We start from the raw sequence: 26,931 nt of genomic DNA on the forward strand, positions 1-26,931 counted from the left end.
CCTCTTAACTATCTTTACAGCGTATTAGCGCTGGATGTTGGGGGGTCGTCTGCCTCGGAGGGAGCGTTCGTCTCGCTCACGCCGTAGACGCCCAGTCTATCGACGACGATCGTCTGGACCGAGCGAACGGTGAATCGGTCGATCACGATCGCCACGAGCGCACCGAGCGCGAGGCCTACGACGACCCCGACGAGGAGGAGGAATCCGAAGACCTGGAGGAGTCCGAATTCGGCCGTCTGGGGGAAGCCGACGGTGAGGATCAGCGCGGTGACCGCCCCGAGGACGGCGCCGACGATCATGAAGTTGAGGTAGCGCGGGGAGCGACGTACGGTCGCCGCGGCCTGGCCGACGAGGATCTCGGGGACGGCCGCGCCCGGGGCGGGCTGCACGGGGGCGATGTCTTTCCCTGGCTGCTCGGTTGCGCTCATGGGGACATTCTCGCACGCGCGCCCCGGGAGTGCGCCGGGAGCCGGCACGGGGCGGGACGTGGCGCGGGTGCGACACTGGACGGGTGAACAGGATTGCGGTGCTCGGAAGCGCGAACATGGACCTCGTCGTGCGCCAGCCGCGACTTCCCCGGCCGGGCGAGACGATCTTCGGCCACGACTTCGCCCTTGTGCCCGGGGGTAAGGGACTCAACCAGGCGGTCGCTGCCGCCCGGCAGGGTGGCGCTGTCGACTTCCTCGGCGCGGTCGGACGCGATGCCTACGGGACGGAACTCCGGGCGCTGCTCGTGGCCGAAGGCATCCGCGTGGACGGTCTCGACACAGTCGACGGGCCGACAGGCACCGCGCACATCACGGTGCTCGATTCCGGCGAGAACTCGATCGTCGTCGTCTCCGGCGCGAACGCCGCCGTGACGGTACTCGACCCGGGGCAGCGCGCGGTGATCGCGGCGGCGGACTTCCTCGTGCTGCAGTGCGAGCTTCCGGTGTCAGCGCTCGTTGAGGGGCTCGCGGTCGCTCGGGCGTCGGGCACGTTCACGGTTTTCACGCCCGCTCCGGTCGTGCCGCTGCCTGCGGCGTTCCTCGCGGGCGTCGACCTGGTCGTGGCCAACCGTCTCGAGGCCGAGGAGCTCACGGGTGAAGCGGATGCCGCGCGCGCGGCAGAATCCCTGAGCGCGCGCCGCGGCTGGGCGATCGTCACCCTCGGCGACGAGGGGTGCGTTGTCGCCCGCGGCGGCGTCGCACTCGGGCTCGCGCCGGCCCGGCCGGTGCGCCCCGTGGACACCACCGGGGCCGGGGACACCTTCGTCGGCGCGCTCGTCGCCCGGCTCGCCGAGGGTTCCAGGGGTGCTGTGGCTGCTGCAGGTGCTGAAGTGGCTCCGGATGCCGCGGTCACGGGCGCCGCGGAATCCGGTACCGGGGGTGCTCGCGTCGGGGTTTCGGAGGAGGCGATGATCGACGCCATCCGCTGGGCGACGGTCGCGGCATCCGTTTCGGTCACCCGGGCCGGCGCGACGGCATCGATGCCGACCCGGGCCGAGGTGGCCGCGATCCTCGCCTGACCCCCTCGCGAGAAACGCGGGAGGCGCGGTTACGGGGTGAGGCGCAGCGGCAGGTGCGCGGCGAGGTCGGCGCGCTGTCCGCTCGCGTGGATGCGCCCACTCGCGAGACCGTCGGACCAGGCGAGCTCGCCGGTCGCGAGGGCGAGCCAGGTCGCGGCATCTGTTTCGACGACGTTGGGCGGGGTGCCCCGGGTGTGCCGGGGGCCCGCGATGCACTGCACGGCGCCGAACGGCGGAACGCGCACCTCGAGGGTGTTGCCGTTGGCCTCTTCGGAGAGCAACTGCAGGGTGTAGCGCACGGCGAGCGCACGGATGTCCCTGCTCGCGCCCGCCGGGTCCGCCGCGTAGCCGCGCACCGCGGCGCGGCCCACCCCGTCGTCGATCCTCGCCTTGGCCATCCCCCCATTCTGCCGGTTTCCCGGCCAGGGACGCCCCGCGCCTAGTGGCCTAACTCCAGTGACCGGCATCCGGTAGCCTGAACCGGTGAGAATTCTGGTCCTCGGTTCCGGTGCCCGCGAGCACGCCATCATCACCGCGCTGCTCCGCGAGGAGCCCCGCCACGAGGTCGTCGCCGCGCCCGGCAACGCCGGCATCGCCGCCGCGGTGCCCGTCGTCGCCCTCGACCCGAACGTGCCCGGCGCCGTCACGGAGTACGCGATCGAGCACGGCGTCGACCTCGTCGTCATCGGCCCGGAGGCTCCCCTCGTCGCCGGCGTCGCCGATGCGCTGCGTGCGCAGGGCATCCCGGTGTTCGGCCCCGGCCGCGCCGCCGCGGCCCTCGAAGGCAGCAAGTCCTTCGCCAAGCGCATCATGGACGAGGCCGGCGTCCCGACCGGCCGCGCCGAGCGCGCCGGCACCCTCGCCGAGGCGACCAGCGCCCTGGACGCCTTCGGGGCGCCCTACGTCGTCAAGGCCGACGGCCTCGCCGCCGGCAAGGGCGTGCTCGTCACCGAGGACCGCCTCGCCGCCCTCGCCCACGCAGAGTACTGGCTGCAGCACGGCGGCGTGCTCATCGAGGAGTTCCTCGCCGGCCAGGAGGTCTCCCTGTTCTTCCTGAGCGACGGCCACACCGTGCTGCCGCTCTCCCCCGCGCAGGACTACAAGCGCCTCGCCGACGGCGACCTCGGCCCGAACACCGGCGGCATGGGCGCATACTCGCCGCTGCCCTGGCTCGACGCCGGCTTCGGAAGCGAACAGGCCTTCGTCGACGAGGTCCTCGACACGATCGCCCTGCCGACCGTCCGCAGGCTCGCCGCCGAGGACACCCCCTTCATCGGGCTGCTCTACTGCGGGCTGATTCTGACGGATGCCGGCATCCGGGTCATCGAGTTCAACGCGCGTTTCGGTGACCCCGAGACCCAGGTCGTGCTGCCCCGGCTGTTGACCCCGCTCTCGGGGCTGCTGCTCGCGGCGTCCACCGGCGGGCTCGGCGGGATGGCGCGGCCGGTGTTCTCGGCAGAGTCCTGCGTGACCGTCGTGCTGGCGAGCGAGAACTACCCGGAGACCCCGGTCACGGGGCGGGCGATCACAGGGCTCGATGCCGCATCCGCCGTCGACGGCGTCACGGTCGCGCACGCCGCGACGGCCCTCGTCGACGGAAGACTCGTCTCCACCGGCGGCCGGGTGCTGAGCGTTGTCGCGCTCGGCGACGGGTTCGCCGAGGCCCGCACCCGCGTGTATGCCGCCCTCGCCGAGATCGCCCTCGAGGGTGCGCAGTTCCGCACGGACATCGCCGCCCGCGTCGTCGCCTGACCTGTAGCTCCGCGAAACGGCCTCCCCGCAGGCACGGCCGGAGGGGCGGGTTTGGCGCGCGGGCGGGCCGGTGCGGGAGAATGGGGCCGTGACCGCACTCGACCAGCCGACCGCATCCACCCCTCTCGACCTCCCGGGCTGGCGCCACGCCTATTCCGGCAAGGTCCGCGACCTGTACGTCCCGGCCGATCCGGCAGCGGATGCCGCAGCCCCCGACCTGAACGCCGCCTCCCGCGTGCTCGTGGTCGCGAGCGATCGCGTCAGCGCCTTCGACCACGTGCTCGAGCCCGGTATCCCGGGCAAGGGCGTGCTGCTCACGACGCTCAGCCTCTGGTGGTTCGGGCAGCTCGCCGGGATTCCCAACCACCTGCTGGCGAATACTGCCACCGCTGGTACAGACGACGCCGCGGGCATCCCGGCCGCCGCCGCGGGCCGCGCCATGCTCTGCAGGACCCTCGACATGTTCCCGATCGAGTGCGTCGTGCGCGGCTACCTCACCGGCTCGGGCTGGAAGGAATACCAGGCCAGCCAGACGGTCTGCGGCCTGCCGCTCCCGGCGGGGCTGCAGAACGGCGACCGCCTGCCCGAACCGATCTACACGCCCGCGTGGAAGGCCCCGATGGGCGAGCATGACGAGAACATCTCCTTCGAGCGCACCGTCGAGCTCGTCGGCGCCGACGTCGCCGCCGAGCTGCGCCGCCTCTCCCTCGAGATCTTCCGCCGGGCATCCGTCATCGCCGAACAGAACGGGGTGATCCTCGCAGACACCAAGTTCGAGTTCGGCGCCGACCGGGCGACCGGAGAGATCACCCTCGCCGACGAGGTGCTGACGAGCGACTCGAGCCGCTACTGGGACGCCGTACTCTGGCAGACCGGCACGACCCCCGAACAGCGGATGTCCAGCTTCGACAAGCAGATCGTCCGCGACTGGCTGAGCGCGCACTGGGACCAGACCGGCACACCCCCGGCGCTCCCGGAGGACATCATCGAGCGCACCGCCGCCCGCTACCGCGAACTGCTCACCCGGCTCGCCGGGGACACCCCTGTCGCCTGACCGACGCGCGCGGTCACAGGACTCGGCGCCCGGCGCCGCCGAATGTTACGCTCCCGACATGCGAATCAAGATGTGCAGCGTCCACGTGAAAGACCCCGCCACCGCGTTCGATTTCTACACGTCCGTCCTCGGATTCGAGAAGCTTCTGGCCATGCCGGAGCACCAGCTGTACATCGTCAAGTCCACGGAGGACCCGGACGGCGTCGGCCTCCTGCTCGAGCCGAGCGACAACAAGGTCGCCGCGAAGTACGCCCAGGGCATCCGTGCCCTCGGCCTGCCCGCGATCGTCTTCGGCAGCCCCGACGTCCGCGCCGAATACGAGCGCCTCGGCCGTCTCGGCGTGCAGTTCACGAGCGAACCGTACACGGATGCCTTCGGCACCTCCGTCCTCTTCGACGACACCTGCGGCAACCTGATCCAGCTGCACCAGGACTGACTTCCCCCGCCCGTCGTGGGCGGAATACCGGGGCGGGGGCATCCGTTGACGCAGGTGTGACCAGATCTGCATCAGAACTCCTGCCCGCGGCGACCGGAATGGGCGCCGTCACCCTGCGCGTCGGCAACCTCGACCGCATGATCGCGTACTACCGCGACGCCGTCACGCTGAGCCCGCTCAGCCAGGACGGCCCCATCGCCGTGATGGGGCGCGGCACGACCCCGATCGTGATCCTCCAGCACGCGCCGGAACTCGCAGCCCCCGAGCCCCGCTCGAGCGGCCTGTTCCACACCGCGATCCTGTTCGAGACCCAGGCGCAGCTCGCCGCGGCGGTCTACTCGGTCGCAACGAAGCATCCGGGCACCTTCACCGGCAGCGCCGATCACCTCGTCAGCCAGGCGTTCTACTTCACCGACCCCGAGGGCAACGGTATCGAGCTCTACTGGGACCGCGACCGCACCGAGTGGAGCTGGGCCCACGGCCAGGTCGAGATGGCCACCCTCGCCCTCGACCCCAACGTCTTCATCGGCGAGCACCTCACCGAGGAGGGCGTGTCCGATCCCGGTGCAGGCAACGCCATCGTGGGTCACGTGCACCTCTCCGTCGGCGACGTGCCCACCGCCCGCGCCTTCTACGTCGACCGGCTCGGCTTCGAGGCGACCGCGAACTTCGGCCCGTCCGCGCTCTTCGTCTCGGCCGGCGGGTACCACCACCACATGGCGATGAACACCTGGAACAGCGCCGGCTCGGGCAGGCGCCGCCTCGCCCTCGGCCTCGGCGAGGTCGACATCGTGCTGCCCGGTGCCGACGGCCTCGGTGCGCTCACCGAGCGGATGTCCCACTTCGGCATCGCGACCCGGCACGACGGGCAGACCCTCGGCTTCGACGACCCCTGGGGCAACCAGATCGTGGTGCGCACGGCGCTCCCCGCCTGACGAAGGCGGGCGCGCGGCCTACTGCTGGGGCTCGACCGGCGGATGCGCGCGGTCGCGACCCCAGAACTCGTCGAGCAGGTCGGCGGTCGCCTCCGGATTCTCGAGCTGCGGCGAGTGCGCGGCCTCCGGGATGATCGCATACCGGGCATCGAGCAGGCCGGCCATGCTCGCCTGCCAGTCCTGCGGCCAGGCCGGGTCGTCGACTCCGTGCGCGACGAGGGTGTCGAGACCGGTCGCGAGCAGCTCGCCGGTGGTGTCGTTCTCGTCGCTGAGGATCGCTGCCGCACCGAGCAGCTGGTCGTCGCTCGTTGCCCCCATCCGCAGACGGCGGAACGCTTCGTCGGCGGTCAGGGCTGCGTCCGGAAGACCGACGGTGTGCGGGTTGTCCTCGTTCCACCACGCCGCCGAACCGCGCTCGCGGACGATCGCCGCCTCGCGCTCCATCCGCCCCGCCCAGCCGTGCGGACCGGAGCAGAGCAGGGTGACGTCGAGGAAAGCCCCCGGCGCCAGGATCGCCGCGGCCCGGGTGACGACCCCGCCGAAACTGTGGCCGAGCAGGTGCACGGGTTCGCCGCCGCCGACGAGTGCGGCCACGGCGACGACGTCCCTGGCGAAAGCTTCGAGCGTGTAGTTCTCGGCGCCGGCGGGGGCCGCGGAGTCCGCCTGCCCGCGCTGGCTGTACGACCAGGCGTCCCAGCCGCGCTCGGCGAGCAGCGGCAGGAAGCCGCCGAAGTCCTCCTTCGAACCGGTGAAACCCGGCACGAGCAGCACGACACCGCGAGCGGATGCCTCCGGCCGCGCATGCAGGGCCGTCACGCGCCCGACGGGAAGGTCGATGCCGACGTTGGCGACCGCATCCGCCAGCGGGACCGGCAGGGTGCCGAACCGCGGGACCCCTGGCCACCCGTCGAACGACCCGGCGGACGACCCGGCGGACGGGCTCGTACGGGCCTCGGCCGAATGCCGCCCGGTCACGGACGGGCCGGCGGACGGGCCGGCAGTCGGGTCGATCGTGCTCATGGTGCGCTCCATTCCGGCCTGACGGCCGGGCTGCCGCCGTGCTGCCGCGGATTCCCAGCCTAGGCGACGCTGGTCAGGACGGGAGGGTGCCCTCCGAGCTTTCGCGGAGCAGGACCTTCACGGGCAGGCGCGCCGTGATCGGCGGCTGGTCGGGGTGCTCGATCCGGCTGAGCATCGCCCGGATCGCCGTCCGCCCGAGCTCGACCATCGGCTGGTACACCGTCGTGAGCCGCGGGGTCGACAGGCGGCCGGTCTCGATGCCGTCGAAGCCGGTCACGATCACGTCCTCCGGCACCCGCACGCCCGCCGGCACGAGCACGTCGAGCATGCCGAGCGCGGTCCGGTCGTTCGCGCAGACGAGGGCCCGCGGCATCCGCCCGGTGGTGAGCAGCGTTTCGGCGAGCCGGCGGGCACGGATGCGGGAGAAGTCGCCCTGCAGGATCGTCGCGGCGGCGGGGTCGAGGCCCGCCCCCTCGAGAGCTTCGACGAAGCCCTGGTACCGCTCGGAGCTGTCGGGTGAGTCGGCGGGGCCGGCGACGAAGGCGAGGTCGGTGGTGTCGCCGCTCTCCAGGAGGTGCGCGGTGAGCGCCCGCATGCCTTCCCGGTTGCTGACGCTGACGTGGTCGAAGTCCATCTCGGCGCATCGGCGCGGGCCGCCGATCAGTACGACGGGGATCCGCCGCGAGACGTGCTTGAGGAGTTCGTCAGGGACGCTGCCGGCGAGCACGGCCACCGCGTCGACCCGCCCGGCGATGTCCCGCAACATGTCGGCGGGATTGGCATCCCTGCCGACGCCGACCATGAGGGCGAAACCGTGGCGCCAGGCCTCGCGCTCGCTGCCGCGCAGCACCCCGTCGAAGGAGAGGTTCGGCGGGGCGACCTCGCTGCCGCCGGCCCTGTCGACGACCATCGTGACCGACAGGTCCTGCACGAACGGGGCTTCTCCCCGGTCGTCCTCGTCGTCGATGCCGGGGAAGAACAGGCCGAGGACGCCGGTGCGCTGGGCCGCGAGGCACCGTGCACTGGCGCTCGGCACGTAGCCGAGGGCCTGCACGGAGTCGAGGACCCGCTCCCGGGTCGACTCGCGCACGTCATGCGGACGGCGCAGCACCCGGGACACCGTCGCGATCGACACCGCCGCGTGGGCGGCTACGTCGTAGACGGTCGCAATCTTCACTCAGCGTCCGGAACCGGCACCGGATGCCGCGCGCTTGGCGCGCCGGGTGAGCCCGTGCACCGCGGCCTGGAACTCGCGGGCGGCGAGCGGCCGGCCGGGCAGCCGGGGCCGGTCCGTGGCCGGCAGCCGCAGGCCGTCGAGCACGATCGCAAGCTGCCTGCGCCACTGGCCGGTGTGGCCGCCGCCGTGCGTGCCGAGGGAACCGACCATGGTGACCAGAACCGCGAGATCGACCGCGTCGACATCCGCCCGGAGTGCACCGTCCTTCTTGGCGCGGGCGACGAGGCCGGCGATCACGGCCTGGAACTCGGTGCCCTTGCCGCTGCCCGGGTCGATGACCTCCATGCGCTTGAGAATGTGCGGGAGCGCCGGATCGGCGACAAGCCACTCGGCGACACGCTCCATGTAGAGCTCGATGCCGGCCCAGGCCGTCGGAGCAGCGGCGATCTCATCGCGGACGGTCGCGAGTTCGGCAAGCGCGATGTCGTAAAGAGCGCGCACGAGGTCGTCCCTGGTCGGGAAGTTTCGGTAGAGCGTGGCCACGCCGACGTCTGCGCGGCGGGCGATCTCCTCGAGCGAGGCGTCGACCCCGTTCTGCGCGATGAGAGCCCGCGCCTCGACGATCAGGCGCTCTCGGTTCTGCCGGGCGTCGCGCCGACGCGGTTGAGCGCCGTCCTGCGGGGTCGGTTCGGACGAAGTCATGGAGACGATTGTAAGTCCCCCAGCTATGACGAGTCGGAGGGAATCCTCCACGTCGCCTGTGCCTGCGCCCGGAATCCCTCGTCCGGGATAGAATCTCGCCGGAGAACCGGGTCTCACATGCGAACCCGTGAATCTCGCCGGAGAACCGCAGTGGTCCGACCGACGGCCCGCAGCATCCCTGAGAACCGAGGACTCCCGATGACGCCTCCCCCCGATCCGAGCCGCACCGCCGGCGAGGGCACGGATGCCCACCTCGTCTTCGCCCGCCGGATGGACCGGATCGACGGGCTGGCCCACTACCGTCGGCAGTTCGTGGGCACCGAAGCCGGCACAGCGGCGGGTGCCGCGGCCGATCCGTTCGTCTACCTCGACGGCAATTCGCTCGGCCGGCCGACCCTCGCGAGTGTCGGGCGGATCACCGAGTTCCTGACCCACAACTGGGGAACCCGGCTGATCCGCGGCTGGGACGAGGAGTGGATGGAGCTTCCGTTCCGGATCGGCGACGAACTCGGGCGGGTCGCGCTCGGCGCGGCGCCTGGCCAGGTCTTCATCGGCGACTCGACGACCGTACTACTCTATAAGCTCGCCCGGGCCGCGGTGGACTACCGCAGGGTCGGCTCCGAACCGGCGCGCACCGAGATCGTGCTCGACACCGACAACTTCCCCACCGACCGGTACCTGATCGAGGGCATCGCCGCCGAGCGCGGCCTGACCCTGCACTGGATCCACTCGGATCCCGCAGGCGGGGTCTCACTCGACCAGGTGCGCGCGGCGATCGGCCAGCAGACGGCGCTCGTGCTGCTCAGCCACGTCGCCTACCGCTCCGGGTTCCTCGCCGACATGCGCCGGATCACCGCGGCGGCGCACTCTGTCGGCGCCCTCGTGCTCTGGGACCTCAGCCACTCTGTCGGCTCCGTTCCCGTCGAGCTGGACCTCTGCGACGTCGACCTCGCCGTCGGCTGCTCGTACAAGTACCTGAACGGCGGGCCGGGGGCGCCTGCCTTCGGCTACGTGCGCCGCGACCTCCAGGACGTGCTCACCCAGCCGATCCAGGGCTGGATGGGCACGAAGGACGTGTTCACGATGGGGCCGGGGTATCACCCGGCCGACGGCATCCGCCGGTTTCAGAGCGGGACGCCGCCGGTCGTCGGCATGCTCGCGATGCAGGACACGATCGCGATGATCGGCGAAGCGGGCATCGAGGAGGTGCGGGCCAAGTCGGTCGCGCTCACCGAATTCGCGATCACCCTCGTCGACGAGTGGCTCGTACCGCTCGGCGTGCGGCTCACGTCGCCGCGCGACCACACCCACCGCGGCGGCCACGTCACGGTCAACCACCCGGCGATGCGGCAAGTCACGACGACACTCTGGGAACACGACGTCATCCCCGATTTCCGCGGGCCGGAGGGCTTGCGGATCGGGCTGTCGCCGCTCAGCACGAGCTTCGTCGAGACGCTCGAGGGGGTCGCGGCGATCCGCGACGTGCTGCGCGGGGTCCTGCTCGGGCAGGCGGGCCTCGCGCCGGGGACCGGGATCGCGGCGGGGTTCGGGCAGAGTGGCCCCGGCAACGGGCGGTAACAGCCGACCCGGGCCCGGGCCGTGTGGACTGTAGAATCGAGGCATCCACGCCCCCGACGTCTCGGAGTGAACCATGCCAACCATCGTCGTTGAAGTTATGCCCAAGGCCGAGCTGCTCGACCCGCAGGGAAAAGCCGTCGCCGGCGTCCTCGGCCGCCTCGGCAAGACCCGCTTCACGAGCGTTCGCCTCGGCAAGCGTTTTGAACTCACCGTCGACGGGCCCGTCGACGAGGCCGTGCTCGCCGAAGTGCGCGAACTCGCCGACTCCGTGCTCTCCAACGCCGTGATCGAAGACGTCGTCGGCATCCACGTCGTGGGCGCAGACAGCACAGTCGGGGTCTCCGCCTGATGCGCATCGGCGTCGTCACCTTCCCCGGATCGCTCGACGACCGTGACGCGCAGCGCGCGATCCGGATCGCGGGCGCCGAACCCGTCGCGCTCTGGCACGGCGAGCACGACCTCCGCGGTGTCGACGCGATCGTGCTGCCCGGCGGCTTCAGCTACGGCGACTACCTGCGCGCGGGCGCGATCGCGAGCCTCTCGCCGATCATGGCCGAGGTCATCGACGCCGCGAACAGCGGCATGCCGGTGCTCGGTATCTGCAACGGTTTCCAGATGCTCACCGAGGCGCACCTGCTCGAGGGCGGGCTGATCCGCAACGACCACGGCTCGTTCATCTGCCGCGACCAGCAGCTGCGCGTCGAGAACACCGACACCGTCTGGACCAGCGGCTTCGCGAGCGGCCAGGAGATCACCATCCCCCTGAAGAACGGCGAGGGCGGCTTCATCGCCTCCGCCGAGACCCTCGCAGAGCTCGAAGGCGAAGGCCGCGTCGTGGTGCGCTACGTCGGACTGAACCCGAACGGCTCCCTCAACGACATCGCCGGCATCACCAACGCCCGCGGCAACGTCGTCGGCCTGATGCCGCACCCCGAACACGCGGTCGAGGCCGGCTTCGGTCCCGACACCGCGTCCGCGATGCGCAGCGGCACCGACGGGCTCACGTTCTTCACCTCGGCGATCGAGCGGATGCTCGCGAGCGCGTAACCCGCACCCCGCAACGCCCGGTCCCGCAACGCCCGGTCCCACAACACCCGGTCCCGCGAAAGCGGGTGAATCGTCGTTTCCAGTGCCGCAGAACGACGATTCACCCGCTTTCGCGAACAGGGGCCTCGGTTTAGACGGCGGCGGATGCTTCCCACAGGTTGATGCCGGCGTCGACGGCGTGAGCGTCGATCGCGTCGAGCTCCGCGGCGGTGAACTCCAGGTTCTCCACGGCGGCGACGTTGGCCTCGAGCTGCGCGACCGAGGACGCCCCGATCAGCGCCGACGTCACCTCCGGGCGCCGCAGCACCCAGGCGAGGGCGAGCTGGGCGAGCGACTGCCCGCGCTCCCCGGCGATATCGGTGAGGGCACGGATGTGGACGAGCGTCTCGTCGCTGACCATGTCGCGTTTCATCGACCCGGCCCGCGCCGCCCGCGAGTCCGCGGGCACCCCGTGCAGGTACCGGTCGGTGAGCAGTCCCTGGGCGAGCGGAGAGAACGCGATGCAGCCGACGCCGAGGTCTTCGAGGGTGATCAGCAGGTCGTCCTCGACCCAGCGGTTGAACATCGAGTACGAGGGCTGGTGGATGAGCAGCGGCGTGCCGAGGTCGGCGAGGATCGCCGCGGCCTGCCGGGTGCGCTCTGGCGAGTACGAGGAGATCCCGGCGTAGAGGGCACGGCCGCTCGTGACGGCGGTGTGCAGCGCGCCCATGGTCTCCTCGAGCGGGGTGTCCGGGTCGGCGCGGTGCGAGTAGAACACGTCGACGTAATCGAGGCCCATCCGGCCGAGCGACTGGTCGAGGCTCGCGAGCAGCGACTTGCGGGATCCCCATTCGCCGTACGGGCCCGCCCACATGTCGTAGCCGGCCTTGGTCGAGATGACGAGTTCGTCGCGGTGCGGCCGGAAGTCCTGCTTCAGGTGAATCCCGAAGTTGCTCTCGGCGCTGCCGTACGGCGGGCCGTAGTTGTTGGCGAGGTCGAAGTGCGTCACGCCGAGGTCGAAGGCGCGGCGCAGGATCGCTCGCTGCGTCTCGAGCGGGGTGACCCCGCCGAAGTTCTGCCACAGCCCGAGCGAAACGGCCGGGAGCTTGAGGCCGCTCTTCCCGGTGCGGCGGTAGGGCATGGACTCGTATCTGGTGTCAGCCGGAAGGTAGGTCATCCCTTCATCGTGCCACGGTGCATCCGCTCGCGCAGGGGGTGCCCGCCGCGGAGGTCAGGACCCACCCTGTGCGTTGCCTCTTACAACGGATGCCGACGGTCCAGCAGCCGGAGCTGGGCCGCGGATCCGGTGAGCTCGCGTGCCACGAGGGCAGCAGCGCCGGCCTCCGGGTGACGCCCCAGTCTGCGGAGCAGCTCGGCCCGGGTCGCGTGGAACCAGAAGTAGTCGTCGAGGCCGCCGATCCGGTCGACCACGGCGAGCGCCGCGGCCGGGTCGCCGCTCTCGGCGAGGGCGGCCGCCCGGTTCAGCCGCACGACCGGGCTCGGGTCGAGGGCGAGCAGCACGTCGTACCAGGCGATGATGGCGTCCCAGTCGGTGGTCGCGGCATCCGCGGCCAGGGCGTGGCAGGCGGCGATCGCGGCCGTGACCGCGAACCGCTCCGGGCGGATGCTGCTGCCGCGGATCGCGGACGCGGCGAGCTCGATGCCTTCCGCGACGCGGGAGCGATCCCAGAGACTCCGGTCCTGGTCGGCCAGGAGGACGATGTCGCCGTCGCCGTCGAACCGGGCGCGTAATCGGGAGTGCTGGAGCAGCATCGTCGCGAGGAGTCCCTCGAGCACGGGTTCGCCCGGCATCAGCTCGACGAGCAGCCGCCCCAGCCGGATCGCTTCCTCTGCAACGGATGCGCCGGGCGGCCCGGATGGCGCGGTCGGCGGGGGCAGCGCAGCCGAGCCGGGCGGCGCCTGCGAGCCGGGCGGCACGGAGGACTCAGGCCGCGCCGACACGGGGGCAGGGGCATCCGCCGACCGGGAAGCGTAGCCCTCCGTGAACAGCAGGAACACGGTCGTCGCGACCGCGCCGAGCCGGCCGGGCAGTTCCCCCGCGTCGGGCACGCGGTAGCGGATGCCGGCGTCGGCGATCTTGCGTCGCGCCCGGGTGAGGCGCTTGGCCATCGTCGCCTCTGAAACGAGGAGCGCCCGGGCGACCTCTGCGACGCTCAAACCGCAGAGCACGTGCAGGCTGAGCGCAACCTGGGCCTCCTGCGCGAGCGCCGGATGGCAGCAGGTGAAGATCAGCCGGAGCTGGTCGTCGCGGACGATGCCGGGCGGGGTCTCGTCGGGTGCCCGTTGCACGGCCAGGATGATCGCCTCTCGTTCCTTGTTCGGCCGCGCGCCCTCCCGCCGGAGCAGGTCGATCACCCGCCGCTTGGCCGCAAGGGTGAGCCACGCGCGCGGATTCGGCGGCACGCCGAGTCGACGCCAGGTCTCCAGGGCGCTGATGGCGGCGTCCTGGACGGCGTCCTCGGCGAGGGCCAGATCACCGGTCAGACGGATGACGGTGGCCAGCACCCGGCGCCGCTCCGCGACCAGGAGCGCGGCGAGGGCCCCGGCCGGGTCGGTGCCACCGGCATCCGTCGCCGTCATCACATCAGGGTCGGGACCGTCGGACGCACCTCGACGACGCCGTTCCAGGCGGCGGGGATCGCGGCCGCGTGCCGGATCGCCTCGTCGAGGCTGTCGCACTCGAGCAGGTAGAAGCCGGTCAGGGCCTCTTTGGTCTCGGCGTACGGGCCGTCGCCGATCACGACGTCGCCGCCCTTGCCGCCGGTGACCCGCACGGTCGTCGCGGTCTGGGTCGGGTAGAGCGCGGCACCGCCGCGGATCACCGCCTCGGCATCGCGGCCGAAATCGCGGTACTCCTGCATCTCTGCCGCCTGCTCCGGGGCGGTCCAGTCGACGTCACGGGTGTAGGTCAGGGCAACATAGCTGGGCATGGTGACTCCTTCATCGGGGATTTCATCGAATGACCCATCGGGAACGGTGGGATCTACTCTAGGAACGAACGGGGCGGTCCCGAAAGGACATCGGCGGCCGAATCTCCGACAACTGTTCCCGCTGCGGTGAGAGCGGGATCGGAACGGGGGGTGCAGGGGAGGCAACCGGTAGACTGGGCGCGCCAAGCATCCGCTATCTCTGGGAGAACGCCACGTGACCGCAGTTACCACCACCCCCTCCCGCGGCATCGCCGACACCGTCGCGAACGCGATCGCCACCCCGGACAAGGACCAGCCCTTCGGCGCCCTCGGGCTGACCGAGGGCGAGTACCAGGAGATCCGCACGATCCTCGGCCGCCGCCCCACGAGCGGCGAGCTCGCGATGTACTCGGTGATGTGGAGCGAGCACTGCTCATACAAGAGCTCGAAGAAGTACCTGCGCCAGTTCGGCGACAAGGTCTCCCCCGCCATGAAGAAGAACCTCATGGTCGGCATGGGCGAGAACGCGGGTGTGCTCGACGTCGGCGAGGGCTGGGCCGTCACCTTCAAGATCGAGTCGCACAACCACCCCTCCTACATCGAGCCGTTCCAGGGCGCCGCGACCGGCGTCGGCGGCATCGTGCGCGACATCATCTCGATGGGCGCCCGCCCGGTCGCCGTGATGGACGCCCTCCGCTTCGGCCGCATCGACGACCCGGACACGGCGCGCGTCGTGCACGGCGTCGTGTCCGGCATCTCGTTCTACGGCAACTGCCTCGGCCTGCCGAACATCGGCGGCGAGACCTGGTTCGACTCGGTCTACCAGGGCAACCCGCTCGTCAACGCGCTCTCGGTCGGCGTGCTCCGCCACGAGGACCTGCACCTCGCCAACGCCCGCGGCGTGGGCAACAAGGTCGTGCTCTTCGGGGCCCGCACCGGCGGAGACGGCATCGGCGGGGCATCCATTCTCGCCTCGGACACCTTCAGCGCCGACGGCCCGACCAAGCGCCCCGCGGTGCAGGTCGGCGACCCCTTCGCCGAGAAGGTGCTCATCGAGTGCTGCCTCGAACTGTTCCGCGACAAGCTCGTCGAGGGCATCCAGGACCTCGGCGCGGCCGGCATCAGCTGCGCGACCTCGGAACTCGCCTCGAACGGCGACGGCGGCATGTACATCCAGCTCGAAAAGGTGCTGCTGCGCGACCCGACGCTCACCGCCGAGGAGATCCTGATGAGCGAGAGCCAGGAGCGGATGATGGCCGTCGTCACGCCGGAGAAGCTCGAGGGCTTCCTCGCGATGACCGCCAAATGGGACGTCGAGACGAGCGTGCTCGGCGAGGTCACCGACACCGGCCGGCTCGTCATCGACTGGAACGGCGAAGAGATCGTCAACGTCGACCCGCGCACGGTCGCGATCGACGGCCCGGTCTACGACCGCCCGGTCGCCTACCCGACCTGGATCGACGCGCTGCAGGCCGACTCGGCCTCGGCTCTGCCCCGGTCGACGGATGCCGCGGACCTGCGCGCGCAGTTCCTCTCGCTGCTGGGCTCGCCCAACCTCGCAGACCCCAGCTGGATCACCGACCAGTACGACCGCTACGTGCTCGGTAACACCGCGCTCTCCTTCCCCGACGACGCCGGCATGATCCGCATCGACGAGGAGTCTGGCCTCGGCTTCGTCATCGCGACCGACGCCAACGGCCGCTACTGCCAGCTCGACCCGTACCGCGGCGCCCAGCTCGCCCTCGCCGAGGCGTACCGCAACGTCGCAGCGACCGGAGCGGTGCCGGTCGGCATCAGCGACTGCCTCAACTTCGGCTCCCCGGAGAACCCCGAGGTGATGTGGCAGTTCGAACGCGCCGTCACGGCCCTCGCCGACGGATGCCTCGAGCTCGAGATCCCCGTCACCGGCGGCAACGTGTCGTTCTACAACCAGACCGGCGACCAGCCGATCTACCCGACACCCGTCGTCGCCGTGCTCGGCGTGATCGACGACGTCGCCCGCCGCGTGCCGAGCGGCTGGCAGGACGACGGCCACAACATCTACCTGCTCGGCATCACCCGCGAGGAACTCGACGGCTCGGCCTGGGCCGATGTCGTGCACGGGCACCTCGGCGGCGTGCCGCCGGTCGTCGACCTTCCCGGTGAGGCGCGGCTCTCCGGCCTGCTCAACGCGGCGTCGATCGAGGCGCTCATCGACAGCGCACACGACCTGTCTTCCGGCGGGCTCGCGCAGACTCTCGCCGAGGCCGTGCTCCGGTTCGGGGTCGGAGCCCGTGTGTGGCTCGGCGACATCTGCGAGCGGGACGGGATCGACGCATCCGTCGCCCTGTTCTCGGAGTCGGCCGGCCGCGTCATCGTCTCGGTGCCGCGCGAGGACGACGTGAAGTTCCTCGGCCTCTGCGAGGGCCGCGGGTACCCGGTGCTGCGCATCGGCGTCACCGACAACACCCTCGACGCTCTTGAGGTGCAGGACGTCTTCACGGTCTCCCTCGCCGACCTCCGCTCCCGCCACAGGTCCACCCTCCCCGCCCACTTCGCCTAGCCCGGGCCTCCCGCCCCCGCCGCTCCCCCGGGAACGGGCGTGTGGTGCGCGAGAGTACGAAAATGGCCCCTTCACGACATCCGAAGGGGCCATTTTCGTACTCTCGCGGTCCCTGGCCGCCGGACTGTGGATAGAACGCTCGCTCGTTCGTGGGAATCGGCATCATCGGGGGATGAAACGACGTCGCGAACTTCCCCCCGCGTTGCGTGGCCGACACTTCACCACCCGCAGTGGACGCCACGAGGGCGTATCGCGGAAGCGAATGAGGGGCGCGGACCTTGAGCAGCCGTTTCACGGCATCCGCTCACCACGATTGGGACCAGCAACGATCGCGACGCTCATAGCGGCATACTCCGAGCGGATGTCGACGGCCCAGTTCTTCAGTCACGTGACGGCAGCGCACCTGCACGGTCTTCCCCTCCCCCGGAGGTTCGCGACGTCCGGCGTGATTCATATCTGCGTCGACGACCCGGCGGAACGGCAGAGAGTGAGAGGGACCGTCGCGCACCACGCGCGACCAGGCACCGTACGCCTGGTCGATATCGGCGGTTATCGCGTGGCCGCACCGGTCGATGTCTGGCGCCAGCTCTCTGCCGTGCCCAATCTGGATGAACTCATTGTGATGGGAGACGCCCTGGTCGGAGGGAGGCGACCCCTCGCGACCATGGCCGAGCTGCGTACCGGCGTGGCGCGTCACGCAGGCAAGCGCGGCGCACGGCGGCTCAGAGAAGCGCTCGACTGGGTCCGCCCCGGCGTGCTCTCACCGCGGGAAACCGAGATCCGGCTCCTCCTGGTGCGGGCCGGCCTTCCCGAGCCGGAAGTGAACGCTCCCCTAACGGATAGGTCGGGACGGAAGATTGCGACGGGCGACCTCGTCTACCGGGAGTATCGAGTGCTCGTTGAGTACGACGGCGAGCAGCATCGAACGGACGAAGAGCAGTATCACTGGGACATCGATCGGCTCGATGCGATCATGGAAGCCGACTGGCGGGTGGTTCGCCTGAACAAGACACATCTTCGACTCAAGAGCGCGTCGGCCGTGCGCAAGGTCGACACCGCACTTCGGGACCGCGGCTGGCGCCCCTGACCCATCCGGCCGTCGCATTTGCGCCGACCCAGCCCCCGGCATCCCTCACCCCTCCCGCGAGAGCGGAGAAACGGCCCCTTGGTGCGCCCTATGAGGGCACAATTCGTACTCTCGCGGCTGGGCGCCGCACTGACGGGTTCGCGAGAGCGGAGAAACGGCCCCTTAGCCGACCGCGAAGGGGCACAATTCGTACTCTCGCGGCTGGCTGCAGACCGCACGGGTCGTCAGGCGACAGGGTACAGGCGGGAGGGTCAGAGGGGGAAGGGGAGGGCCAGGAGGGACTCGGTGCGGGACCAGAGGTGCGACGCGACCGACGGGTCGAGGCTCGTGGTCGTGGGGCGCTGACGAGTAGGCAGGCCGCGGGTCAGGAAACGGGGGCCGTAGTACTCGCCGCCGCGGGCATCCGTGTCGAGGGTCGCGCGCACCGTCGGCCAGGCGCCGCGGTCCTTGCCCTGGGCGCCGATCAGGCCCTGCAGGTTGTCGGCGAAACGCTGCGGCCGGCTCGGCTCGTTGACCCCGCGGATGCCCGGCGTCAGCCCCGACACCGAGTAACCGGGGTGCGCAACGAGGCTCTGCACCCCGCCGGGGCCGCCGAGTCCGGCACGCCGGAGCCGCCGGTCGAGCTCGAAGCCGAACACCTGCATCGCGATCTTCGACTGCGCGTACGCGACCCAGCCGCTGTACCCCGTCTCGAGCTGCAGGTTGTCCAGGCGCGAGGCGACGAGCCGCGTCGCGAGCGAGCCGAGCGCGACGACCCGGCTGCCTGGCGTGCGCAACAGGGCAGGCAGGGTGAGCGCGGTGAGGTGAAAGTGCCCGAGGTAGTTCGTCTCGAGCACGATCTCGTTGCCGGCCGCGCTCGACTCGCGGGTCCGGGGCGGGTGCACGATGCCGGCGTTGAGCACGAGTCCGTCGAGGCGGGGCAGCTCGAGCAGCAGCACGGCGGCCGCGCGCACACTGTCGGCGTCGGCGACGTCGAGGTTGATCGTCGAAACGGATGCCCCGGGTACCCGTCCGCGGATGGCCGCGATCGCGGCATCCGCCTTCACGGGATTGCGGCAGGCCAGCACGACGTGCGCACCGGTCGCGGCGAGTTGTTCGCTTGTGAAAAAGCCGAGGCCGGCGTTGGCGCCGGTGACGACGAAGGTCTTGCCGGACTGGTCGGGGAGGTGACGCGGGTCCCAGCTCACGACGCCGGGCCTGCGGGTTCCGCAGTCGCAGGCGCCGGTGCACCGATCGCCGAATCGGGCATGACCCCGATGGCAGCGCCGGGTGCCTGCCCGTCTCCTACGCCCGGCTGGCCGCCCGCGATCGCCACGTGATGGTGGATGACCTCGGCGACGATGAAGTTGAGGAACTTCTCGGCGAAACCGGGGTCGAGCCTGGCCTCCTCGGCGAGCGCGCGCAGCCGCTGGATCTGTTGCAGCTCCCGCGCGGGGTCTGCGGCGGGGAGACCGTGCCTGGCCTTGAGTCGTCCGACCTGCTGGGTGAACTTGAAGCGCTCAGCGAGCATGTGGATAAGGGCGGCATCGATGTTGTCGATGCTCTGGCGGATGCCGTTCAATTCGTCGATCGCATCCCGCCCCGCACCGGCGGGCAATTCCTCGTGTTCGGCCATGACTGAACGATACCGTGCGCACCCCGGCGCGAAAGCGGGTGAATCGTCGTTATGGCTGCCGCAGACCGACGATTCACCCGCTTTCGCGGGCAGTGGTCACGCGGCTAGGCGAGGGCGCGGCGAGGCAGGGGCAAGCGGATGCGCTTCTGCGCGAGCAGGATGCCGAGCAGCACGAGGAGCGCGCCCAACGGCTCGTTCCAGGACAGCGTCTCGCCGAGCAGCAGCACCCCGAGCACGACGCCGACGACGGGCGTCACGTACGTCACCGTCGACGCGTTCGTCGGGCCCCAGGCGCGGAGCACGTTGATGTTCCAGATGTAGGCGAGCCCGGTGCCGAGGGCGCCGAGAGTGAGCAGGCTCAGGACGATCGCCGGGCTGAGCGACACCGGGTGCCAGGCCATCACCGGCGTGAGCAGCAGCATGATCGCCCCGCCGAGCCCGATGTTGAGGAACGCGAACGTCGCCCCCGCGATCGGCCGCCCGCTCAGGAACCGGCGGGTGTACCCGAACGTGAAGCCGTAACACACCGCCGCGCCGAGGCAGGCGAGCTGGCCCCAGAGGTCCCCGGTGAGCGCCGCATAACGCCACGGCCCGATGATCACGAGCACGCCGGCGATGCCGACGACCACCCCGAGCACCTGCCCGCGCCCGAGCCGTTCGACGCGGAAGGCGAGGGTCGCCATCAGGGCCGTCATGATCGGTGTCACGGCGTTGTAGATGCTCGCGAGGCTCGAGGACACGTACTGCTCGGCCCACGCGAAGAGGAGATGCGGCACGACGCATCCGCTCACCGCGATCACGAGGAAGTGCAGCCACACGGCCGCTTCGCGCGGCAACACGGGGCCGTTGTTCACCCGGGGCCGGGTGATGAGCACGATCAGGCCGAGGGTGAGGCCGCCGAGCACGAGGCGCGACCAGGCGACCTGCCCGAAGCTCACTCCGGCGAGGGCGACCTTCATGAACAGGAAGCTCGAGCCCCAGACGACGCCCATGCCGAGGAACTGCAGCGCGACGACGGCGCGACGAGCAGGCTCGGCGGGAGCGGGTACTGCAGAAGTGGGGGCGTCGCGCGGGGCGGTGCTATCGGTCACCTGCCGACTGTAACGTGTGCGGCCGTCGGCGTCGGGCCTCTCTGAGCGCAACGTCTGGAACCCGCCGGTGAATGGCAGCATCCGCTCGTTCGAAGCGACGCGCGACGGCGTGAGACGACAAGAGACGACAAGAGCGGATGCGCCCCGCGCATCCGCTCTTCTCGGTTCAGACCCTTGCGGCCCGGCTCAGCTCAGCTCTCAGTTGATCAGGTCGTGGCGGGACACGATCGCTTCGCGGCCGGGGCCGACGCCGATCGCGGAGATGCGGGCGCCGCTCATCTTCTCGAGCGCGAGCACGTAGTCCTGGGCGTTCCGCGGCAGCTCCTCGAAGGTGCGGACGCCGGTGATGTCCTCGGTCCAGCCGGGGAAGTCCTCGTAGATGGGCTTCGCGTGGTGGAAGTCGGACTGCGAGACGGGCACCTCGTCGTGGCGGACGCCGTCGACGCTGTACGCGACGCAGACCGGGATGGCGGCGAGGCCGGTGAGCACGTCGAGCTTGGTGAGCACGAAGTCGGTGACCCCGTTGATGCGGGCCGTGTAGCGGGCGACGGGTGCGTCGTACCAGCCGCAGCGGCGCGGGCGGCCGGTCGTGGTGCCGAACTCGAAGCCCTTGGCGCGCAGGAACTCGCCGGATTCATCGAAGAGCTCTGTCGGGAACGGGCCGGCGCCGACGCGGGTCGTGTACGCCTTGACGACGGCGAGGACGCGGTCGATCCGGTTCGGGCCGATGCCGGATCCCGTGACCGCACCGCCGGACGTCGCGTTCGAGGACGTGACGAACGGGTACGTGCCGTGGTCGACATCCAGCATCGTGGCCTGGCCGCCCTCGAAGAGCACGGTCTTGCCCGCAGTGAGCGCCTGGTGCAGGAGCAGCGCGGTGTCTGCGACCATCGGGCGGAGGCGCTCGGCGTAGCTGAGCAGGTCGGTCACGATCTCGTCGACCGAGATCGCGCGACGGTTGTAGACCTTGACGAGCAGGTGGTTCTTCTGGGCGAGGGCGCCCTCGACCTTCTGGCGGAGGATGTTCTCGTCGAAGAGGTCCTGCACGCGGATGCCGACCCGGTTGATCTTGTCGGCATAGGTCGGGCCGATGCCCCGACCGGTCGTGCCGATCTGGCGCTTGCCGAGGAAGCGCTCGGTGACCTTGTCGACCGTGCGGTGGTACTGGGTGATGATGTGCGCGTTGGCGCTCACCTTCAGCCGGGACACGTCGACGCCGCGGGAGATCAGCGCGTCGAGCTCCTCGAAGAGCACCTCGATGTCGACGACGACGCCGTTCGCGATGATCGGCGTGACGCCGGGGGTCAGGATGCCGGACGGCAGCAGATGCAGCGCGTACTTCTCGCCGTCGATCACCACGGTGTGCCCGGCGTTGTTGCCGCCGTTGAACTTGACGACGTAGTCGACGCGGCTACCGAGGAGGTCGGTGGCCTTACCCTTGCCCTCGTCGCCCCACTGGGCTCCGACCAAAACGATCGCTGGCATTAGTTCTCTCCTCGGATGAAAAACGCCTCGGTGATCGGGGCCGGGTCATCGGCCCGATAGCCGTCTGGCGTGATGGTTTCCTGGTCGATGCGCGCGATCGCGGTCGGATCGGCGTCGTTCAGGAAGACGGTGAGGCGGTCGAACTCGTCCTGCTCGTTGATCTCGGCGGCGGAGCGGCGCAACGCATACAGGGCGCGCAGCACCCCGCGGTTGGGCTCGTGGGTCCACGGGATCGGGCCGTGTCCGCGCCAGCCGGCCTTGCGGAGGGCGTCGAGGCCGCGGTGGTAGCCGACGCGGGCGAAGGCATAGGCCTCGATGGTGCGGCCTTCGAGGTGGGCGACATCCGCCAGCACCGCCCAGGCCAGGGAGGACGTCGGGTGCGCGGCGACGAGGGACGGCAACGCGTGGCTTTCGGTACTCCGGAGCGCCGCGATCACCTCCGGTTCCGCGGGAAGGAGGGTCTCGGGCTGGTCGATCAAGTTTTCGCCGGTCACACTCGATCCTAACGCGGTGAGCACTCTGAGCCCCACGGAACCTGCCGCCACCCCCGGGCTGATGCCCGGAAATGTCCCGGTTTCGCCATCGCGTCGCCGCGGCCGGGAGTGCGACCCGGAGTGCGACCGGGTGCGGGATCAGGCGAGCAGGCCGCCCGAGAGCGACTCGAGGATGGCCCCGGAGACCTCGTCGCGGTCGCGGTCGGGATCGAACACCAGCCATTCGAGGCCTGCCATGAGCACGGCACCGAAGACGCTCGACGCCATCAACCCGCTCGTTCCCGCTGCCGCCGTGGCCGGACGGGCCTCGGCGATCGCCTCGGCGAAGACGGCGAGGGCCTCGTGCCGCAGGGCGAAGAGGGTCTTCTGCCAGGCCCGGTCGGTGCGGAAGATCTCGGCCGCCATGAGCTTGGCGAGTCCCGCGTTCGACTCGATCAGGTCGAGGAGCACCGCGATCAGCGCGACGAGCGCCTCCCGCCCGTGCAGCCCGTCACGCGCCGCCCGGAGGGAGTCGGAGAGCGAGCCGACCCCCTCCTCCAGCAGCGCCTCGAAGAGCTTGTCCTTCGAGCTGAAGTTGTAGTACAGGCTGCCCTTGGCCACGTGCGCGAGCTCGGCAACGTCGTCCATCGTGGTGCCGGTGATCCCGCGGGTGGCGGCCAGCTCCAGCGCGGCGTCCAGGATCGCCCGTTTTGTTCCCGTCGCACGTGGCATAGTCGGTCCCTTCGTCGCACTCGGTTCGGGTCGCAACCCTAGATGGTCAGTTCCGGGTGCAGCCGGGTGATCGTCCACATCCGCTGCCGAGACGCGCTCCAGGCGCTGATCGCGATCGAGCCGACCAGGATGCCTACGAGAACGAGCACGGAAAGCCACAGTCTAGAGTCGATCCCGCCCGTGATGAGCTGCCGCAGCCCGGTGACGACGTAGGAAGCGGGCATCCACGGGTGCAGGATCTGGAAGAACTCCGGCGTGGTCTCGACGGGATAGGTCCCGCCGGAGGAGCTGAGCTGCAGCATGAGCAGCACCAGGCTGATCACGCGGCCTGCCGCCGTGCCGAACAGGATGATGAACATCTGCTGCAGCGCCAGGAACGCGAGCGTTGTGAGGTAGATGAACGCGGACATGCCCAGCCAGTGCGCCGGGGTCAGCCCGATGCCGTAGACGAGCACCAGGACCATGATGATGACCTGGCTCAACCCGATCGCCATGGCCGGCAGGAAACCGGTCATCGTGGCACGCAGGCCCGAGGCGGCGCTGGCGAGCGCGCGGGTCGGCAGGGCACGCAGGATGAGCCAGGTGATGAGTGCACCGACGAAGGTGGCCAGGGCGAGGAAGAAGGGCGCGAAGCCCTCGCCGAAGCTGTCCGAGGCGTTCTCCCACCGTTGATTGAGGTCGACGGGGTTCGCGATCACCGCGGCCTTCTCGGAGATCTGCGCGTCGGTGAGGCTGGGTGCGTCCGCGGCTCCGGTCGCGAGGGCATCGGCCAGGGTGTGGCTGCCGTCGGCGAGTTGCACGGTGCCGGACTGCAGGGCGGTGCCGCCCGCGACGAGCTGGCTGCTGCCGTCGACGAGGGTGCCGGTTCCGGCGGCGAGGCTGTCCGCACCGGTGGCGAGCGTGGCCGACCCGGTCGCGGCGGTGGCCGCGCCGGTGGCCAGCTGGCCTGCTCCGGAGGCGAGGGCCGCCGATCCGGAGGCCACCTGCGCCGATCCGGCTGCCACCTGGGCGGCCCCGGGGGCGCCTGCGGTCAGCGCGTCGGAGAGCGTCCCCATGCCGGTGGCGAAGTTTCCGCTCAGCGTCGCGTATCCCGAAACCTGGGTGGCAGCGCCCTGCGTCTTCGTGTTGAGGGTGTCGGCTCCGGTCGCGAGCTTCGTCACGGTCGGCAGGAACGCGGATGCCGGCGTGCCGGCCGGGGCAGCGGCCATGGCCGCCTCCAGTTTCGCGAGGCCGTCGTCGAGGTCCTTCGTCCCGGTTGCGAGCTGTCCGGTTCCCGTCGCGATCGAGGTCGCCCCCTCGGCGAGCTGGTCTGAGAAGTCCGAGAGGGTGGCTGCCCCCGTGGCCGCCGAGGCGAGTCCATCGGACACCTTCTGGGTTCCCGCGGCGACAGTCGACGCGCCGTCGGAGAGCTTCAGCGAGGAAGAGGAGAGCGTTGCCGCTCCCGAGGAGAGCGTGCTGATCCCCGCGGCCAGCGTCGACGATCCGTCGGCCACCTGTGCCGCGCCGTCGTCAAGGGTGGACGCGCCGGCGGAGAGGTCGTTCAGCCCGGCGACGAGAGTGCCTGTGCCGGATTCGGCCGTGCTGAGGCCGTCTGCGAGCGTTCCGGCACCGGCCGCGGCGGTGCGGATGCCGTCACCGGCCTTGTTCACGGCCACGAGCATCGTGTTGACGGTCTGGTCCCCGATGTTCAGGGACACGGCGTCCCGCAGCTGGATCATGGCCTGCTTGCCGAGGGTGGAGGCGAGGAAACTGTTGCTGTCGTTGTAGTCGACGAGCACCTCGGCAGCGGTCGGGGTGTCTGTGCCTGCGGAGATCGCATCCGTGGAGAAGTCTGCGGGGATGGTGACGGAGAAGTAGTAGTCGCCGTCGGTCACCCCGGTGGCGGCGTCGGCCGCGCTGGTTTCGACCCAGCCCAGGTCGTGACCGTCGAGGAGCTTGCCGACGAGGTCGTTGCCCGCGGTCACGTCCGTGCCGTCACGGACGGCGCCCGTGTCGGAGTTGACGAGGGCGACGGGGAGCTTGCTGAGTTCCTTGTCCGGCGCCCAGAAGGCCCACAGGTAGAGGGCGCCGTAGATCAGGGGAATGAACATCAACACGACGAGCGCGATCTTGGGCAGGGTGCCCTTGCCGAATCGGCGCAGTTCGGTGCCCGTGGATAGGAAGGCGAACATCTAGCGAATCTCCTGGTTCATGTACTGGACGGTCGGTTCGAGTCCGAGTCCCGCCCACATTTCGTAGTCCGGTGCGATGGCCGAGGCGATCACGGGAGTGCCGGCTGCGACGATCGCGCCGAGCCGGGCCCAGAGCAGGCGGCGTGCCTCCGGGGAGTGCACCTGCTCGACCTGGTCGAAGAACAGCACGCTGGGCCGGCTCATCATGGCCAGCGACGCGCGGAGGAGCACCATCTCGACCTCGTCGAGGTCCCAGATCATCGTGCTCGCGGCCGGAACCGGGATATCGCCGAAGACCGGCGCGCAGACGCGGACGACCTCGGCGTCGTCGACCGCCCGGATGAATGACCACCAGGGGGCGAGCCAGGCGTGGCGCTCGCGGATGGCCGCCCCGACGGTGACCGACTCTTCGAGGGAGTCGATGCCGTGGAACCCGGACACGCCGGTGCGGCGCTGGACCCGGCGGGCGCGGCGGGGAAGGTCTTCGCCGAGCACCGACAAGGTTCCGGAGGTTGGCCGCATCCGCCCGGCGAGGGTGAGGAGCAGGCTCGTGCGCCCACTGCCGGCCGGGCCGCAGATGACCGTGAGGCCGTCGTCGGCGCTGAAGCTGATCGGCCCGTAGACCAGGCCTCGTTTGTAACTGACAGTCAGTTCGTCCGCTACCAGTGTCGCCTGCACGTCGTTCCTTTCGTGGCGGTACTCGTTTTGTACCGACTAGTCAGTATAGATCCGCCGACCGCTCCGCGCAAGCAGGTCCGGCTTCGTCCACTTCGATCACCCGACGACCCCGCGTCTGACCAGAACTGACTAGTCAGTAAAAATCGCGTGCTTGTGAATTAGAGTGGCCTCAGTCCCAGCGCCGTGATGCCTCTTCCTCCCCCCCCCCCCCCGGAACCCGTGCCGACCTCGTATGGGTTTCCTCTCACCTCCGGAGGCGCTCGCATGCGCGTTAACCTCTCGTCCGTCACCANGGCCCGAGAGACTCTGCCCTTCCGTCGACGACCCTGGAATTCAGCAGTGGCGCGGTCGCCTTCGCCCGGGCCGAGACCGAACGCCGTCCCACGGTCCTCGGCCTCATCGCCTCCGGCCGGATGCGCCCGGACAGCGGGACCGTCACGATCGACGGCCACTCCGACTACGCCGCACTGCGTCGCCAGATCGCTCTCGTCGACGCCCTCGGCGTCTCGGAGCCCGCCGCGGACGTCATGGTCGAAGACGTCGTCGCCGAAGAGCTCATGTTCGCCGGCCTCCGTCGCAAGTCCACCCAGCACCTGCTCGCCGGGCTCGGCCTCGCCGACCGGGCGCGGAGTGACATGGGCGACCTCGCGCCCGACGACCGCATCCGCTTGTTGACCGAACTGGCCGTGCTGCGCGACGGCGTGCTCGGGCTTGTGCTCACCTCTCCCGACCGCCACGGCGGCGATCCGCTCGGCTGGTGGGACATCGCCGGTGGACTGGCGGCGCGTGGCTATGCGGTGCTCGTCATCGCCGGCGACGCCTCGGCGCACGCCATCGCTGACCTCGAGCTCGCCAACCTGGAGCCGGACGGCATGCTGCCCGCCGGACTCACCCGCTTCCCCGTCACCATCCCCGGAGCCGATGTCCTGTGAAAGTTTTC

General features: G+C 70.4%; 27 protein-coding genes. 11 read left to right on the forward strand and 16 right to left on the reverse strand.

Features of this window, described 5'->3' with window-relative positions:
* Positions 1–14: 14 nt before the first annotated feature.
* Positions 15–428, reverse strand: a complete 414-nt coding sequence (locus E3O39_RS19180; protein WP_174774862.1) for a hypothetical protein — start codon at positions 426–428, stop codon at positions 15–17.
* An 83-nt stretch (positions 429–511) separates the two neighbouring features.
* Here E3O39_RS19180 and E3O39_RS15495 point away from each other — a divergent pair, with 83 nt between their 5' ends.
* Positions 512–1,507: a ribokinase gene (locus E3O39_RS15495; RefSeq protein ID WP_134446234.1), complete on the forward strand. Its 996-nt coding sequence runs from the start codon at positions 512–514 to the stop codon at positions 1,505–1,507.
* Positions 1,508–1,536: 29 nt separating this feature from the next.
* On the opposite strand, the gene E3O39_RS15500 is transcribed toward E3O39_RS15495, so the two are convergent.
* Positions 1,537–1,905 (reverse strand): sterol carrier family protein, encoded by a 369-nt coding sequence (locus tag E3O39_RS15500; RefSeq protein ID WP_134446233.1) that lies wholly within the window; start codon positions 1,903–1,905, stop codon positions 1,537–1,539.
* 85 nt (positions 1,906–1,990) lie between these two features.
* Here E3O39_RS15500 and purD point away from each other — a divergent pair, with 85 nt between their 5' ends.
* The 4 genes from purD to E3O39_RS15520 all read left to right on the forward strand — a co-directional run bounded on the left by purD (position 1,991) and on the right by E3O39_RS15520 (position 5,684).
* Positions 1,991–3,259, forward strand: coding sequence for a phosphoribosylamine--glycine ligase (gene purD, locus E3O39_RS15505; RefSeq protein ID WP_134446232.1), 1,269 nt, complete (start codon positions 1,991–1,993; stop codon positions 3,257–3,259).
* 88 nt (positions 3,260–3,347) lie between these two features.
* A complete protein-coding gene (locus tag E3O39_RS15510) occupies positions 3,348–4,313 on the forward strand; it encodes a phosphoribosylaminoimidazolesuccinocarboxamide synthase (RefSeq protein ID WP_134446231.1) in 966 nt (321 codons plus the stop codon).
* A gap of 58 nt (positions 4,314–4,371) precedes the next feature.
* Positions 4,372–4,749, forward strand: coding sequence for a VOC family protein (locus E3O39_RS15515; protein ID WP_134446230.1), 378 nt, complete (start codon positions 4,372–4,374; stop codon positions 4,747–4,749).
* A gap of 98 nt (positions 4,750–4,847) precedes the next feature.
* Entirely contained in the window at positions 4,848–5,684 is an 837-nt protein-coding gene (locus E3O39_RS15520; protein WP_134446377.1) for a VOC family protein, read from the forward strand.
* A gap of 18 nt (positions 5,685–5,702) precedes the next feature.
* Here E3O39_RS15520 and E3O39_RS15525 read toward each other — a convergent pair whose 3' ends face one another.
* From E3O39_RS15525 to E3O39_RS15535, 3 genes are all read right to left on the reverse strand, one after another.
* The gene (locus E3O39_RS15525) at positions 5,703–6,704 is read right to left on the reverse strand and encodes an alpha/beta fold hydrolase (protein ID WP_166787245.1); all 1,002 of its coding nucleotides are present in this window, start codon (positions 6,702–6,704) and stop codon (positions 5,703–5,705) included.
* A gap of 73 nt (positions 6,705–6,777) precedes the next feature.
* Positions 6,778–7,881, reverse strand: coding sequence for a LacI family DNA-binding transcriptional regulator (locus tag E3O39_RS15530; protein WP_134446228.1), 1,104 nt, complete (start codon positions 7,879–7,881; stop codon positions 6,778–6,780).
* Entirely contained in the window at positions 7,882–8,583 is a 702-nt protein-coding gene (locus E3O39_RS15535) for a TetR/AcrR family transcriptional regulator (protein WP_134446227.1), read from the reverse strand.
* 198 nt (positions 8,584–8,781) lie between these two features.
* On the opposite strand from E3O39_RS15535, the gene E3O39_RS15540 reads away from it, so the two are divergent.
* From E3O39_RS15540 to purQ, 3 genes are all read left to right on the forward strand, one after another.
* A complete protein-coding gene (locus E3O39_RS15540) occupies positions 8,782–10,161 on the forward strand; it encodes a kynureninase (protein ID WP_134446226.1) in 1,380 nt (459 codons plus the stop codon).
* Positions 10,162–10,234: 73 nt separating this feature from the next.
* A complete protein-coding gene (gene purS / locus E3O39_RS15545; RefSeq protein WP_134446225.1) occupies positions 10,235–10,510 on the forward strand; it encodes a phosphoribosylformylglycinamidine synthase subunit PurS in 276 nt (91 codons plus the stop codon).
* Positions 10,510–11,208: a phosphoribosylformylglycinamidine synthase subunit PurQ gene (purQ, locus tag E3O39_RS15550; RefSeq protein WP_134446224.1), complete on the forward strand. Its 699-nt coding sequence runs from the start codon at positions 10,510–10,512 to the stop codon at positions 11,206–11,208. Before purS ends, purQ begins: the two co-directional genes overlap by 1 nt.
* Positions 11,209–11,338: 130 nt before the next feature.
* On the opposite strand, the gene mgrA is transcribed toward purQ, so the two are convergent.
* From mgrA to E3O39_RS15565, 3 genes are all read right to left on the reverse strand, one after another.
* Positions 11,339–12,364 carry an L-glyceraldehyde 3-phosphate reductase gene (mgrA, locus tag E3O39_RS15555; RefSeq protein WP_134446223.1) on the reverse strand — a complete coding sequence of 342 codons (1,026 nt, stop codon included), beginning with the start codon at positions 12,362–12,364 and terminating at the stop codon, positions 11,339–11,341.
* Between the two features lie 80 nt (positions 12,365–12,444).
* Positions 12,445–13,788, reverse strand: coding sequence for an RNA polymerase sigma factor (locus E3O39_RS15560; protein WP_134446222.1), 1,344 nt, complete (start codon positions 13,786–13,788; stop codon positions 12,445–12,447).
* Positions 13,788–14,138 carry a YciI family protein gene (locus tag E3O39_RS15565; protein WP_134446221.1) on the reverse strand — a complete coding sequence of 117 codons (351 nt, stop codon included), beginning with the start codon at positions 14,136–14,138 and terminating at the stop codon, positions 13,788–13,790. Before E3O39_RS15565 ends, E3O39_RS15560 begins: the two co-directional genes overlap by 1 nt.
* 214 nt (positions 14,139–14,352) lie before the next feature.
* Here E3O39_RS15565 and purL point away from each other — a divergent pair, with 214 nt between their 5' ends.
* Together purL and E3O39_RS15575 are read left to right on the forward strand one after the other, a co-directional pair.
* Positions 14,353–16,659, forward strand: a complete 2,307-nt coding sequence (purL, locus tag E3O39_RS15570) for a phosphoribosylformylglycinamidine synthase subunit PurL (RefSeq protein ID WP_134446220.1) — start codon at positions 14,353–14,355, stop codon at positions 16,657–16,659.
* Positions 16,660–17,020: 361 nt separating this feature from the next.
* Positions 17,021–17,746, forward strand: coding sequence for a hypothetical protein (locus tag E3O39_RS15575; protein ID WP_134446219.1), 726 nt, complete (start codon positions 17,021–17,023; stop codon positions 17,744–17,746).
* A 251-nt stretch (positions 17,747–17,997) separates the two neighbouring features.
* Here the strand turns inward: E3O39_RS15575 and E3O39_RS15580 are convergent, their stop codons facing one another.
* The 8 genes from E3O39_RS15580 to E3O39_RS15615 all read right to left on the reverse strand — a co-directional run bounded on the left by E3O39_RS15580 (position 17,998) and on the right by E3O39_RS15615 (position 25,991).
* Positions 17,998–18,933, reverse strand: a complete 936-nt coding sequence (locus tag E3O39_RS15580; RefSeq protein ID WP_134446218.1) for an SDR family NAD(P)-dependent oxidoreductase — start codon at positions 18,931–18,933, stop codon at positions 17,998–18,000.
* A complete protein-coding gene (locus E3O39_RS15585; RefSeq protein ID WP_134446217.1) occupies positions 18,930–19,361 on the reverse strand; it encodes a chorismate mutase in 432 nt (143 codons plus the stop codon). The genes E3O39_RS15580 and E3O39_RS15585 overlap by 4 nt, the downstream gene beginning before the upstream one ends.
* A gap of 104 nt (positions 19,362–19,465) precedes the next feature.
* A complete protein-coding gene (locus E3O39_RS15590) occupies positions 19,466–20,353 on the reverse strand; it encodes a DMT family transporter (protein ID WP_134446376.1) in 888 nt (295 codons plus the stop codon).
* Positions 20,354–20,650: 297 nt separating this feature from the next.
* Positions 20,651–21,937, reverse strand: coding sequence for an adenylosuccinate synthase (locus tag E3O39_RS15595; RefSeq protein WP_134446216.1), 1,287 nt, complete (start codon positions 21,935–21,937; stop codon positions 20,651–20,653).
* On the reverse strand, positions 21,937–22,431 hold the full coding sequence (locus E3O39_RS15600) for a DUF3151 domain-containing protein (RefSeq protein WP_134446215.1): 495 nt from the start codon (positions 22,429–22,431) through the stop codon (positions 21,937–21,939). Before E3O39_RS15600 ends, E3O39_RS15595 begins: the two co-directional genes overlap by 1 nt.
* Positions 22,432–22,569: 138 nt before the next feature.
* A complete protein-coding gene (locus E3O39_RS15605; protein ID WP_134446214.1) occupies positions 22,570–23,142 on the reverse strand; it encodes a TetR/AcrR family transcriptional regulator in 573 nt (190 codons plus the stop codon).
* 38 nt (positions 23,143–23,180) lie between these two features.
* Entirely contained in the window at positions 23,181–25,313 is a 2,133-nt protein-coding gene (locus E3O39_RS15610) for a YhgE/Pip family protein (RefSeq protein WP_134446213.1), read from the reverse strand.
* Positions 25,314–25,991: an ATP-binding cassette domain-containing protein gene (locus E3O39_RS15615; RefSeq protein ID WP_134446212.1), complete on the reverse strand. Its 678-nt coding sequence runs from the start codon at positions 25,989–25,991 to the stop codon at positions 25,314–25,316.
* A gap of 413 nt (positions 25,992–26,404) precedes the next feature.
* On the opposite strand from E3O39_RS15615, the gene E3O39_RS15620 reads away from it, so the two are divergent.
* A complete protein-coding gene (locus tag E3O39_RS15620) occupies positions 26,405–26,923 on the forward strand; it encodes a hypothetical protein (RefSeq protein WP_134542336.1) in 519 nt (172 codons plus the stop codon).
* Positions 26,924–26,931 lie beyond the last annotated feature (8 nt).

Source organism: Cryobacterium sp. MDB2-A-1 (assembly GCF_004402675.1).
In the GTDB taxonomy this organism is placed as follows: domain Bacteria; phylum Actinomycetota; class Actinomycetes; order Actinomycetales; family Microbacteriaceae; genus Cryobacterium; species Cryobacterium glucosi.